The organism is Micromonospora sp. NPDC048839 (genome assembly GCF_040649915.1).
Taxonomy (GTDB): domain Bacteria; phylum Actinomycetota; class Actinomycetes; order Mycobacteriales; family Micromonosporaceae; genus Micromonospora.
Window position 1 is genome coordinate 95,412 of the sequence record NZ_JBEZGL010000019.1, and the last position, 12,150, is coordinate 107,561.

Annotated in this window: 12 protein-coding genes; 6 read left to right on the forward strand and 6 right to left on the reverse strand. The window is 73.2% G+C overall.

Annotation, left to right across the window (positions count from 1 at the left end; genetic code table 11):
* Positions 1–35: 35 nt before the first annotated feature.
* Together AB0C25_RS28810 and AB0C25_RS28815 are read right to left on the reverse strand one after the other, a co-directional pair.
* On the reverse strand, positions 36–302 hold the full coding sequence (locus AB0C25_RS28810; protein ID WP_357377230.1) for a DUF6457 domain-containing protein: 267 nt from the start codon (positions 300–302) through the stop codon (positions 36–38).
* Entirely contained in the window at positions 299–970 is a 672-nt protein-coding gene (locus AB0C25_RS28815) for an NTP transferase domain-containing protein (protein ID WP_357377231.1), read from the reverse strand. The genes AB0C25_RS28810 and AB0C25_RS28815 overlap by 4 nt, the downstream gene beginning before the upstream one ends.
* A 99-nt stretch (positions 971–1,069) precedes the next feature.
* Between AB0C25_RS28815 and fdhD the strand changes: the two genes are divergently transcribed.
* Entirely contained in the window at positions 1,070–1,936 is an 867-nt protein-coding gene (gene fdhD, locus AB0C25_RS28820) for a formate dehydrogenase accessory sulfurtransferase FdhD (RefSeq protein WP_357377232.1), read from the forward strand.
* 58 nt (positions 1,937–1,994) lie between these two features.
* Here the strand turns inward: fdhD and AB0C25_RS28825 are convergent, their stop codons facing one another.
* The 3 genes from AB0C25_RS28825 to AB0C25_RS28835 all read right to left on the reverse strand — a co-directional run bounded on the left by AB0C25_RS28825 (position 1,995) and on the right by AB0C25_RS28835 (position 4,578).
* A complete protein-coding gene (locus tag AB0C25_RS28825) occupies positions 1,995–2,702 on the reverse strand; it encodes a GAP family protein (RefSeq protein ID WP_357377233.1) in 708 nt (235 codons plus the stop codon).
* A gap of 317 nt (positions 2,703–3,019) precedes the next feature.
* Positions 3,020–3,337, reverse strand: coding sequence for a helix-turn-helix transcriptional regulator (locus AB0C25_RS28830; protein WP_357377234.1), 318 nt, complete (start codon positions 3,335–3,337; stop codon positions 3,020–3,022).
* Positions 3,338–3,531: 194 nt separating this feature from the next.
* Positions 3,532–4,578, reverse strand: a complete 1,047-nt coding sequence (locus tag AB0C25_RS28835) for a DUF4192 domain-containing protein (RefSeq protein WP_357377235.1) — start codon at positions 4,576–4,578, stop codon at positions 3,532–3,534.
* Positions 4,579–4,751: 173 nt separating this feature from the next.
* Between AB0C25_RS28835 and AB0C25_RS28840 the strand changes: the two genes are divergently transcribed.
* From AB0C25_RS28840 to AB0C25_RS28860, 5 genes are all read left to right on the forward strand, one after another.
* Entirely contained in the window at positions 4,752–5,666 is a 915-nt protein-coding gene (locus AB0C25_RS28840; protein WP_357377236.1) for a fructosamine kinase family protein, read from the forward strand.
* Positions 5,663–6,676 (forward strand): GTP 3',8-cyclase MoaA, encoded by a 1,014-nt coding sequence (gene moaA / locus AB0C25_RS28845; protein ID WP_357377237.1) that lies wholly within the window; start codon positions 5,663–5,665, stop codon positions 6,674–6,676. Before AB0C25_RS28840 ends, moaA begins: the two co-directional genes overlap by 4 nt.
* A gap of 3 nt (positions 6,677–6,679) precedes the next feature.
* Positions 6,680–6,928 (forward strand): MoaD/ThiS family protein, encoded by a 249-nt coding sequence (locus AB0C25_RS28850; RefSeq protein ID WP_357377238.1) that lies wholly within the window; start codon positions 6,680–6,682, stop codon positions 6,926–6,928.
* Between the two features lie 10 nt (positions 6,929–6,938).
* Complete coding sequence (locus AB0C25_RS28855) at positions 6,939–8,186, forward strand: metallophosphoesterase (RefSeq protein ID WP_357377239.1); 1,248 nt, start codon at positions 6,939–6,941, stop codon at positions 8,184–8,186.
* Positions 8,187–8,247: 61 nt separating this feature from the next.
* A complete protein-coding gene (locus AB0C25_RS28860) occupies positions 8,248–11,433 on the forward strand; it encodes a UvrD-helicase domain-containing protein (protein WP_357377240.1) in 3,186 nt (1,061 codons plus the stop codon).
* A gap of 63 nt (positions 11,434–11,496) precedes the next feature.
* Here the strand turns inward: AB0C25_RS28860 and AB0C25_RS28865 are convergent, their stop codons facing one another.
* Entirely contained in the window at positions 11,497–12,150 is a 654-nt protein-coding gene (locus AB0C25_RS28865; RefSeq protein ID WP_357377241.1) for a prepilin peptidase, read from the reverse strand.

A 12,150-nucleotide genomic window follows, 5' to 3' on the forward strand; every position in this document is an offset into this window, starting at 1 on the left:
CCCCGTCAGCCCGGACCGGGATCGGACAACGGCGGTCAGGGGGCCGTCGGATTCGCGGGATCCGCGCCCAGGTCGACCGGCCAGGTGCCGGCCAGGGCGCTGAGCCGGGCCGCGGCGTCCGCCGGGTCGGCACCCCGGCCGACCGCAAGGCCCAGCAGGTACGCGGTGACCGGCGCGCCCGGCCGCAGCACCTGGTGGGCGACGTCGCGAGCCAGATCCAGCACCGCCTGCACGGGCACCCCGGCGGGGTCCAGCTCCAGCTCGGTGCACGCCGCCGTCACCCAGTCGTCCATCACCGTCATCGCGTCCACTCCTCCGCCCGGCGTACGTCCTCGTCAGTGTCGCAGTCGAACCACGGCGGTGGGCCGTCGCCGGACCAGGGGACCTCCCGCACGACGAGTCCGGCCAGCAGCGCCCGGACCGGGGCTCCGGACAGGCCGCCCCGCTCGGCGGCCAGTCGGTCCAACGCGGCTCGCAGCGCCGCGACCCGCCAGACACCACAGAGCGACTGCCGCCGCCCGTTCTCGTCGACGAAGCACGCCCCGTCGGGCTGCCGCCCGCTCCCGACGAGGCCGATACCGGCCGTCGGCGCCGCGTCGGGCCTCGCCGGGGCGGGATGGCCGGGGCTTTCCTCGGCGAGGTGGGTCAGCAGCTCGCCGATCGCGGCGCGGGTGAGCAGCGGCAGGTCGGCGGCGAGCAGCGCGACAACTGCGGTGTCCGGATCGAGCAGCGCCAGCCCGGCAGCCGCCGCGGCGACCGGACCTCCGCCCGGCGGGTCCTCCCGGGTGACCCGCACACCCTCCGGAACGACGTCGGCCGGACCGACGAGCACCCGTGGGCTGGCGTCGCTGACGGCGGCCAGCACCCGGGCGCGCATCGGCCGGCCACCGACCGGGAGCGCGGGCTTGTCCACCCCGCCCATCCGTCGGGCGGACCCACCTGCGAGCACCACTGCGGCATACGTGACCACCCCGTCACGGTAGCCGTGGGGACGCCCGTTGGCATCGCGTCGGGTGCGGGCTGCCCGGTGGCCGTGCGGGCGTGCCGGCGGGAGGTGGAGGATGACGGGATGGGACGGGCAACAGATCGGCGGGGCGTACTTCGGATCGACCTGGACGCGGCGACCGTCGGGCGCGGGTCCATCCGTCGACAGGACACACTCGCGGTGGAGGAACCGCTGGAGATCCGGGTCGGCGCGGCCGGCCCGGGCCGGCGAAAGCCCCTCGCCGTGACCATGCGTACCCCCGGTGACGACCTCGATCTGGCCATCGGGTTCCTGCTGACCGAGGGGCTGATCCGGTCGACCGACGACGTGTTGACCGCGCAGCTCTGTGCTGGCGCGGAGACACCGAACACGTACAACGTGGTGGACGTGACCCTCGCCCCCGGCGTGCCGGAACCGACCACCGACCCGTCCCGGAACTTCTACACGACAAGTTCCTGCGGCGTCTGCGGCAAGGCCAGCATCGACGCGATCCGCACCCGGTCCCTGTTCCCGGTCGCCGCCGATCCGCTCAGCGTGCCGGCCACGCTCCTCGCCGAACTGCCCGACCGACTGCGTGCCGCCCAGCGTGGCTTCGACCGCACCGGCGGGCTGCACGCGGCCGGTCTGTTCACCCCCGACGGAGAGCTGGTGGTGCTGCGGGAGGACGTGGGCCGGCACAACGCGGTGGACAAGGTGATCGGCTGGGCGGTGCGCGAACGTCGGCTGCCACTGGCCGGGCACCTGCTGCTGGTCTCCGGACGGGCCAGCTTCGAGCTGACCCAGAAGGCATGGATGGCCGGGTTGCCGCTGCTGGCGGCGGTGTCCGCACCGAGCACGCTCGCCGCCGAACTGGCCGACGAGGCGGGGATGACACTCGTCGGTTTCCTGCGCGGCCGGACCATGAACGTCTACACCGGGCCGCACCGGATCACCCTGGAACAGCCGGCCTGACGAGGGCAGGACCGCAGGCCGCACGCGCGAGGACCATCGGGCCTCACGCGTGCGGCCCTCAGCGACCGATCAGGTCGATCAGCTCCAGCCGCGCGGCGGCGTCCCGGGCGATCAGGAAGCCGGCGATGCCGAGGATCCAGCCCAACGCGCCGCCCGCCTTCGAGACGATCCAGGTGTTCAGCCGGGCCAGCACCGGCTCGACCATCGCCGGACGGGCCAACCGGGCACCCAGCAACACCACCGCCGGCAGCACCATGACCAGGCAGTATCCGGCGAGCAGCGCCACCACGGTCGCCGACCCGACCCCCGAGGTGGCCAACAGCCCCACCGCGCCGAGGTACGGAAGCATGGTCGCCACCTCGGCGAGCGCGGCCAGCAACGCGAGCCCGACCAACCAGCGGGCCGAGGAGTCGCCGGCGGTGGCCCGGTCCCGCCAGCGCAGCACACCACCGCCACGGGGCCGCCGTTTGCCGTCGTAGCGGAAGCTCAGCACCAGCATCGCCACGCCGAGGACGAGTTGCGCCCAGAGCACTCCCCGGTTGTCCAGAGCACCGCCCAGCGCGTCGCCCAACCGGCTGCCGCCCCAGACCAGCAGCAGCCCCACCGCGAGATAGAACACCGCGATGGTGGCGAGGTAGCCCAGGATCCGCCGGGCGTTGACCGGCCCGGGGGCGAGCAGCAGCCAGACCGGGATGAAGAGAGTGCCGATGCTGGTGCTGTCCACCAACGCCAGCCCGGCCAGCGAAAGCAGAAGTTCGGGGGTCACTCGATCATTGTCGGCTGGCGCGCGACCCGCCGAGTCGGCCGCGATCAGGAGAAACGCGTACATCGTTCGACGGAGGCCGTGCGTGCGGGACCCTCCCCGGGCGATCGACCTCGGGGGACGAGGGATCAGCGCCGGGGCGGGGAGCGTTGCGGCTGGCGCTCGGTACCGTTGGCTAGACCTCGCCCCGTCGCGGACTCGTCGCGGCACCCACTGACCGTGATCGACTCGGGTTTGCTGATCCCGGGGTGTCCGGGTAGCGGGGATACCCCGACTTTCAGGAAGCCGAGTCGATCGTCGATCTATCGACAAGCCGCCGGCTATGCGGCGACGATCTCGACGACGCCGCGGGAGATCTTGACGTCGAACTCCATGCCGGTGCCCTTGGAAAGCCTGACGAGGGTCGAGATCGACGGTGGCTGGTCGCCTGATTCCAGTCGCGCGATGACCGACTGGGTCATCCCCACCTTGCGAGCGAGCGCGGTCTGGGTCAGCTGGTTCTCGGCGCGGTACCCCACGATGCGGAGCGCGACCTCGCGCGCGAATGCTGTCCGATCCCACTCTGCGCGGAACACCGGGTCCTGACGGCTGGCATCGCCGATGACCTGCTGCGAGGTGTTGAGCTCGGAACGTTTCATCACTCCGCCTCCACGTCCATGATCCTTCGGCCTGCGGTTGCGACGGCCCGGGCGAAGTTCCGCGGACGGGTATGGCTCGCAGCTCGGTTACGGCCTCCGGGTGGAAGAGAACTGACCAGGGCCGACTATAGCAAAATTGCGATTCGGCGGCTGGGGAGTCTCCGGCAGTCCGGCGGCGACCGGAGGCCGGCTCGTCAGCGGCGGCCACGTCGCCTCCGCTTACGCGGACGGACGACCCCCGGCATCCCGACCGACGGCCAGCCGTCCAGCTCGGACGGGGGCACCCCACGCCGAAGCATGTCGTCCAGCAGCACGGCGAGCGAGTAGTCCGGGTGCAGGCTCAGCGTGCGCTCCAGCGCCACCGCCGCCAACGCCCCCTGGCCAGCGCGCCAGGCCGCGAACGCCAGCAGCGCGCCGGGCGCGGCGGCCAACTTCGGCTCGGCCCGGCGCAGCACGTCGGTCCAGAGGGCGATGTCCCGGTCCCGACCGTCGGTGCGTTCCCAGGCGTGATCGCGAATCGGCAGGTGGACCATCAGAAGGCTCAACCAGGCCACCTCGTCGTCGTCGAGCCCCTCACCGCGGCGCTGCCGACGCTGGGCCTCGCGGACCGCCGCGACCCCGGCGGCGCACATCGTCCGGCTGCCGAGCAGATCGCTCGAGGGCGCCTGCTCCAGCAGCTCGGCCAGGCGCAGCTCGGCGCGGGCAGTGGCCGCCCGCAGAGCGTCCCGGGCCGGGCCGTCCACCGGTGCCACCTGCGCCACGAGGGCGGCCCGGTCGGGGAGCGCGACCTGGCCGGCGAAGACCGCCGAGGCGGTCACCGGGTTGGCGGACGGGTCGTAGCGCCGGCCCTCGGGCGGGCAGCAGTCGGGCTCGGTGCAGAGGTAGGACCACCAGCGGCCCTCGGTCACCCGCAGCGCGTCGAGCACCCCCAACCCGGCGGCGGTCAGTGCGGCGCGCACCGCGTCCACGGTCGGCGTCACCCGATCGGGTGGCCCGTAACCGACCACGGTGGCGGCCTCCGCGCCCTGCCGACTGATCACGCCGACCAGGTGCCGGGCCCGCTCGACCAGATCAGCCGACGGGTCGGGGAGGTCCGCGCGAGCGGCGAAGATGATCTGCCGCCCGCGCAACGCCACCGCGACCACGCTGTCGGTGGGATGGAAGCCGAGCAGGTACGGCACAGCGGCGATCAGGTCGGCGGGCGAGCGGACGGCGAGCTGGGGGCGGTCGGTCGAGGTCATGTCGGAAGCCTGCGGCGGGTCTACCGGCCTCAACAGCCCCTGTGGATGACACGCGGCTTATCCACAGTTACTGAACGTGTTTAGGCTGCTCACCGCTTATCCACGAGTGCCGAAAGAGGCCCGATCTCATCGGGCGGCACCGTGGCGTCACAGGGAACGGTTACCGTGCGCTGATGGACCTGGCGTACCTGCGCGCGCACCCGGCACACCTGCCGACCTTCCGGACCCACCAGCGGATCCGGGAGACGCCGGTCGCCGGTGGGCACATCTGCGCCGCCGCCCGCCTCACCCTCGACGACGGCCACTCCGTCTTCGCCAAGTCCTGGCCGGAGGGGTCCGGCCGGCAGGCGCCGGAGGGCTTCTTCGCCGCCGAGGCGGCCGGGCTGCGCTGGCTGCGGGAGGCCGGGGCGATCGGCGTACCCGAGGTGATCGTGGCATTGCCGGGCCTGCTCGCGCTCGACTGGGTGGAGCCCGGCGAGCCGACGCCGGAGGCCGCGGACCGCTTCGGCCGGGAGTTGGCCGACCTGCACCGGGCGGGAGCACCCACCTTCGGTGCGGCCTGGCCGGGTTTCATCGGGTCGCTCCCCCAGGACAACACCCCCACCGACGGGCCGTGGTCGACGTGGTTCGCCGAGCGACGCCTCGTCCCCTACCTGCGACGCTCGGTCGACGGTGGCGCGCTGACCAACGCCGACGCCACCCTGGTTGAGCAGGTGATCGATCGGCTCGACGGGCTCGGCGGCGACGAGCCACCGGCGCGCGTCCACGGCGACCTGTGGCCGGGCAACGTGCTCTGGGGTGCCGCCGACCGGGCCTGGCTGATCGACCCGGCGGCGCACGGCGGGCATCGGGAGACGGATCTGGCCCAGCTCGCCCTCTTCGGCGGCATCCCCTACCTGGACCGGACGCTGGCCGCCTATCAAGAGAGCTGGCCGCTGCCGGACGGATGGCGCGACCGGGTCCCGCTGCATCAACTGCATCTGCTGCTCGTGCACACCGCGCTCTTCGGCGGCGGCTACCGAGACGCGGTCCTCCAGGCCGCCCGCGCCGTCCCGGGCCGGGTCGAACGCGCTACGGTCGACAGGTGAGCGTCGCCCCGGGGACCGATGGCGTCCTCGTCGACCGGTACGGCCGCGTCGCCCGTGACCTGCGCGTGTCCCTCACCGACAAGTGCAACCTGCGCTGCACCTACTGCATGCCTGCGGAAGGGCTGCCCTGGCTGTCCGGCCCGGATCTACTGACCGACGAGGAGATCGTCCGGCTGGTCCGGGTGGCCGTGGAGCGGCTCGGTGTGACCGAGGTGCGGTTCACCGGTGGCGAGCCGCTGATCCGGCCCGGCCTGGTCGGCATCGTGGCCGCGGTGGCGGCGTTGCAGCCCCGCCCCCGGGTCTCGCTGACCACCAACGGCATCGGGCTCGACCGGCTGGCCCCGGCGCTGGGCACGGCCGGCCTGGACCGGGTGAACGTCTCACTGGACACCCTGGATCCGGACCGGTTCACCCGACTCACCCGCCGTCCCCGCCTCGACGCGGTGCTGGCCGGGCTCGCCGGGGCGGCCGCCGCCGGGCTCAAACCCGTGAAGATCAATTCTGTGCTGATGCGCGGTGTCAACGAGGACGAGGCGCCCGCCCTGCTCCGCTTCGCCGTCGATCACGACTACCAGTTGCGGATCATCGAGCAGATGCCGTTGGACGCTCAGCACGGCTGGGACCGTGACACCATGGTCACAGCCGAGGAGATCCTGGCCTCTCTGCGTACCGTCTTCGATCTCAGCCCCGACCCGACCGAGCGCGGCGCGGCACCGGCGGAGACCTGGCTTGTCGACGGAGGTCCCGCCCGGGTTGGCGTGATCGCCAGCGTCACGCGACCGTTCTGCGGCGACTGCGACCGCACCCGGCTGACGGCGGACGGCCAGGTCCGCGCCTGCCTCTTCGCCACCGAGGAGTCCGACCTGCGGGCGGCGCTGCGCACCGGCGCGGACGACGACGAGTTGGCCCGACGCTGGCGCGTCGCGATGTGGGGCAAGCGCGCCGGGCACGGCATCGACGACCCGACCTTCCTTCAACCGACCCGGCCGATGTCCGCGATCGGGGGTTGAGGCGTGACCCCACTGACCGTCCGCTACTTCGCGGGTGCCCGCGCCGCTGTCGGGCACGCCGAGGAGGTCCTGCCCGCCGGCCGGTCGCTCGACGACCTCAACGCCGAGCTGGTGCGGCGACACGGCGATCGGCTCGCCGCCGTGCTGCGAGCGGCGAGTTTCCTGGTAAATGGCGTCACCTGTCATGATCGTGATGCACCCCTGCCGGCCGGGGCCACGATCGACGTTCTGCCCCCGTTCGCGGGCGGCTGAGGAGGCGCACATGTTGGCGGTTCTGGGATTCGTGGGCGTCCTGGCGCTGACCACCGGTCTCATCCACCTCTACCTGTGGAAGCGGCTCGTTCGGGACACCACCAAGCCGGGCCGTTGGCGGCGGGTCGGCGGGATCGCCGCCCTGGTGCTGGCGCTGCTCGTGCCGGCCACCCTCATCGGGACGCAGGCCGGGCTCTACTGGCTCGCCTGGCCGGGTTACCTGTGGCTCGCCCTGATGTTCTACCTGCTCGTGGTGCTCGCCGTCCTCGAAGTCCCGATGCTCGTCACCCGTCTCGCGCTGCGCCGCCGGCTCGTCACCGCCGAGCCGACCACCGCCGCGCCCGAGCCGGTGCTCGTCGGCGCCGCCGGGCCGCCCGAGCCGCCCGCGACCGACGCCGTCACGGCCCCGGACCACGACCCGGCCCGCCGGCTGCTGCTGTCCCGTGGGGCGGCCATCTTCGCCGGCCTCACCGCAACGGGCATCACCGGGTACGGCGTGCGAACCGCCCTCGGCCCGCCCCGCCTCGACCGGGTGCAGATCCCCCTCGCCAAGCTCCCCCGCAGCATGGACGGCCTGCGCATCGCTACCGTCTCCGACATCCACCTCGGTCCGCTGCGCGGCCGGGCACATACCGAGCGGATCGTCGCCGCGATCAACCGGCTCGACGCCGACCTGGTCGCGGTGGTCGGCGACCTGGTCGACGGCTCGGTCGCCGAACTCGGCCCGGCCGCCGCGCCGCTGCGTGACCTGCGCTCCCGGTACGGCAGTTTCTTCGTCACCGGCAACCACGAGTACTACTCCGGCGTGGAGGAGTGGGTCCAGGAGGTCGACCGGCTCGGCCTGCGGGTGCTCCAGAACCAGCGGCAGGAGATCCGTGCCCGGGGCGGCGTGCTCGACCTGGCCGGCGTGAACGACCTGGACGCCACCGGAAGCAGCGGCCTCGCCGCCGGTCCCGACTTCGCCGCCGCCCTCGGTGACCGCGACCCGAGCCGTCCGGTGGTGCTGCTCGCCCACCAACCGCTGGCAGCGGTCGAAGCCGCCCGGTACGACGTCGACCTGCAACTGTCCGGGCACACCCACGGTGGGCAGGTGGTGCCGTTCAACCTGGTCGTCCGGCTGGCGCAGCCGGTGGTCAGTGGCCTCGGCGAGGTCGACGGCACCAAGGTCTACGTGACGAACGGCGCCGGCTTCTGGGGGCCGCCGGTCCGGGTCGGGGCGGAGCCGCAGATCAGTCTCGTGGAGTTGCGCTCGGCATAGCGGACGTCACGTCCGCGCGTGGCGGCCGGCGACCGGCGCGGCGGGCGTGACAGGATGCGGCGTGCCCCCGTTCAGTGCCGTACCCTCCGGTGGCCTCTCGCCATTCGTCGCGGACCTGCACATCCACTCGAAATACTCGCGCGCGTGCAGCCGCGACCTCACGCTGCCGAACCTCGGGTGGTGGGCGCGTCGGAAGGGCATCGGTCTGCTCGGCACCGGCGACTTCACCCACCCCGCCTGGTACGACCACCTGCGGGAGACCCTGCGCCCGGCGGAGCCGGGGCTGTACCGGCTCGACGCCGAGGCGGAGCGGGACATCGCCCGGCGGCTGCCGCCCCGTCTCGCCGGCGCGGCGGAGGCGGACCCGGTCCGGTTCATGCTCAGCGTGGAGATCTCCACGATCTACAAGCGGGACGACCGGACCCGCAAGGTGCATCACCTGATCTACCTGCCGGATCTGGACGCGGTGGCCCGGTTCAACACCGCCCTCGGCCGGATCGGCAACCTCGGCTCGGACGGCCGGCCGATCCTCGGTCTGGACTCCCGCGACCTGCTGGAGATCACCCTGGAGGCCAGCCCGGACGGCTACCTGGTGCCGGCGCACATCTGGACGCCGTGGTTCTCCGCGCTGGGCTCGAAGTCCGGCTTCGACGCGATCGCGGACTGCTACGCCGACCTGGCCGACCACATCTTCGCCGTGGAGACCGGCCTCTCCTCCGACCCGGCGATGAACTGGCGGGTCGGCAGCCTCGACGGCTACCAACTGGTGTCCAACTCGGACGCGCACTCGCCACCGGCACTGGGCCGGGAGGCGACAGTACTGACCGTGGAACGGGACTACTTCGCCGTCCGGGAGGCGCTGCGGACCGGTGACGGTCTGGCCGGCACCATCGAGTTCTTCCCGGAGGAGGGCAAGTACCACGCGGACGGGCACCGGCTCTGTGGGGTCAACTGGTCCCCGGAGCGCACTCGCGCGGCCGGCGGGCGCTGCCCCGAGTGCGGCAAGCCGCTCACGGTGGGCGTCCTCAGCCGGATCGAGGAGCTGGCCGACCGGCCGGCGGGGCACCGGCCGGCACAGGCCCGGGACGTCACGCACCTGGTCCCGCTGGCCGAGATCCTCGGTGAGATCAACAAGGTGGGTGCCCGCTCGAAGAAGGTCGAGGGGCGACTCAACGAGTTGCTCGCCGCGCTCGGGCCGGAGCTGGAGATCCTGACCACGACGCCGCTCGCCGACATCGCGCAGGCCGGTGGGGAGCTGCTCGCCGAGGGCATCGGGCGGCTGCGACGAGGCGACGTGCGCCGGGTGCCGGGCTACGACGGCGAGTACGGGGTGATCACGCTCTTCGACCCGGCGGAGCTGGGCGGCGAGGGCTCGGCACAGGAGACGCTGTTCGACGTACCGGTGCCGGCGCAGCGCCGACCCCCGGAGCCGGCGGCCCGATCGACGGCCAAGCGCCCGGCGGCGAAGGCGGAGCCGAAGCGTAAGCCGGTCCCGGCGCCCGCACCGCCGATCGCGTCGCCGCCGTCTCCGCACGAGCCGTTCGAGCCGATGCTCTCCGGCATGGAGGAGGTCGGCACCGGCCTGCTGGACCGGCTGGACGCGATGCAGCGGGTGGCTGCCTCCGCGCCGGGAGGGCCGCTGCTGATCGTGGCCGGGCCGGGCACCGGCAAGACCAGGACGCTCACGCACCGGATCGCGTACCTCTGCGCGGAACTGAACGTCTTTCCCGAGCACTGCCTCGCGATCACGTTCACCCGCCGGGCCGCCGAGGAGCTGCGGCACCGCCTCGACGGCCTGCTCGGCCCGGTCGCCGAGGACGTCACCGTCGGTACGTTCCACGCGCTGGGGATGACCATCCTGCGGGAGAACGCGGACGCGGCGGGTCTGCCGGCCGACTTCCGCATCGCCGACGACGCCGAGCGGGCAGCGGCCCGTTCCGCGGCCGGCGACGACAGCGCCAGCTACACGGCGCTGTTGCGCAAGCAGGATCTGGTGGACCTGGACGAGCTGGTGAGCTTGCCGGTGGAGGTGCTGCGAGCCGACCGGAAGCTTGTCGAACGCTACCGGGACCGCTGGCGGTGGATCTTCGTCGACGAGTACCAGGACGTGGACGAGACGCAGTACGAGCTGCTGCGGCTGCTCAGCCCGGCGGACGGCAACCTCTGCGCGATCGGTGACCCGGACCAGGCGATCTACTCGTTCCGGGGCGCCGACGTCGGCTACTTCCTGCGTTTCTCCGCGGACTTCACGGACGCCCGCTTGGTGCGGCTCAACCGCAACTACCGCTCGTCCGCGCCGATCCTGGCCGCCGCCGTGCAGGCCATCGCGCCGTCCTCGCTGGTTCGGGGCCGGCGACTTGACCCGGCCCGACTCGACCCGGAGGCCCCGCTGGTCGGGCGTTATCCGGCGGGGTCGGTCGTCGAGGAAGCCGACTTCGTGGTGCGGACGGTCGACGACCTGGTCGGCGGGCTGTCCCACCGGTCGCTGGACTCGGGCCGGATCGACGGCCGGTCCACTTCGCTGTCCTTCTCCGACATCGCCGTGCTGTACCGCACCGACGCGCAGGCCGCGCCGATCGTCGACGCCCTGACCAGGGCCAACATCCCGGTGCAGAAGCGGTCCCACGACCGGCTGCGGGACCGGCCCGGGGTGGCGGCCATCGCCCGCGAGCTGCGGCACGCCGACGGGTTGGCCGGCTCACTGGCCGCCCGGGTGCGGTTGGCCGGGCAGGTGGTCGCCGAGCGGTTCGCGGTGCCCACCCTGGATGGCACCGGTACGGTCCGCCCGGAGGACGTCCGCTCGGCCGTGGACCTGCTGACCCCACTGGCCCGGCGCTGCGGCGACGACCTGGAGGCGTTCCTGTCGCAGTTGGCCACCGGCGCGGAGGTGGACGCGCTCGACCCGCGCGCGGAGGCGGTCACGCTGCTCACCCTGCACGCCGCGAAGGGCCTGGAGTTCCCGGTGGTCTTCCTGGTCGGCGTCGAGGACGGGTTGCTGCCGCTGCGCTGGCCCGGCTCGACGCCCGACGAGGACGCGGTCGCCGAGGAGCGCCGGCTCTTCTTCGTCGGCCTGACCCGTGCCCAGGACCGGCTGTACGTCAGTCACGCCGCTCGTCGCTCCCGCCACGGCACCGAGCGCGACTGCGCCCCCTCGCCCTTCCTCGGCACCATCGACCCCGGCCTCTTCGAACGCTTCGGCGAAGCCGAGCCCCGCCGACCCAAGGACCGCCAACTCCGCCTGATCTGATCGGAGTCGGCGGCGGCCGACCTGGGCGCGGCGGCCGACCGCTACGCACGGTGAGGTAGCCGATCAGTCGAGTAGGCAGGCGAGCCAGGCACCCACCAGCAGGGCCGGGCCGAGTGGCAGCAGGGTGTGCCGACGGACCCGCCGCGCGGCAAGGAGACCGAGCACCAGACCGCCGTGCAGCACGTGCGGCAGGAGCAGCCCGGTGAGCAGGGCATCCCGGCCCAGCCAGCCGAGCGGCAGGCCGAGGACGGCGGCGAGTTTCACGTCCCCGAAGCCCAGTCGTGAGCCGGGCAGCAGGGCCAGCAGCACGTGCGCCGCGCCCGCGACCGCCGCACCTCCCAGCGCGCCGAGCAGCCGGCCAGGAGTGCCGGACAGCAGCGCCGCCGCGGTCAGCCCGCCGAGGGCCAGCAACCCGGCGACGAGGACCAGCGGGTCGGGCAGCCGCAGGCAGGCCAGGTCCACCCGCGCCAGCACCAGACCGACGGCCGCGACCGCGAGGAAGACCGGCAGCGCCGGGTCGTCACCCACAGCGACGGCAAGGCCGACAAAGACGCTGGCCGCCACCATCGGATCGACCCAGGGCCGTCGGACCGGCTGCGGCCCTGGACACGCCCACGGCCGGGCGTCCGCCGTGGCGAAGCGCCGCGACACCAGCGGTACGACGAGGCCGACCAGCGCGCCGAGCAGCGCGATCGACACCAGCGCGGCGGCCGACAT

What these genes read in the sequence shown, in the direction of transcription:
- AB0C25_RS28810 (WP_357377230.1), bottom strand. Translation starts at nt 302, where the DNA reads ATGACGGTGATGGACGACTGGGTGACGGCGGCGTGCACCGAGCTGGAG.
- fdhD (WP_357377232.1), top strand. Translation starts at nt 1,070, where the DNA reads ATGGGACGGGCAACAGATCGGCGGGGCGTACTTCGGATCGACCTGGAC.
- AB0C25_RS28830 (WP_357377234.1), bottom strand. Translation starts at nt 3,337, where the DNA reads ATGAAACGTTCCGAGCTCAACACCTCGCAGCAGGTCATCGGCGATGCC.
- AB0C25_RS28835 (WP_357377235.1), bottom strand. Translation starts at nt 4,578, where the DNA reads ATGACCTCGACCGACCGCCCCCAGCTCGCCGTCCGCTCGCCCGCCGAC.
- AB0C25_RS28840 (WP_357377236.1), top strand. Translation starts at nt 4,752, where the DNA reads ATGGACCTGGCGTACCTGCGCGCGCACCCGGCACACCTGCCGACCTTC.
- AB0C25_RS28855 (WP_357377239.1), top strand. Translation starts at nt 6,939, where the DNA reads ATGTTGGCGGTTCTGGGATTCGTGGGCGTCCTGGCGCTGACCACCGGT.
- AB0C25_RS28865 (WP_357377241.1), bottom strand. Translation starts at nt 12,150, where the DNA reads ATGTCGGCCGCCGCGCTGGTGTCGATCGCGCTGCTCGGCGCGCTGGTC.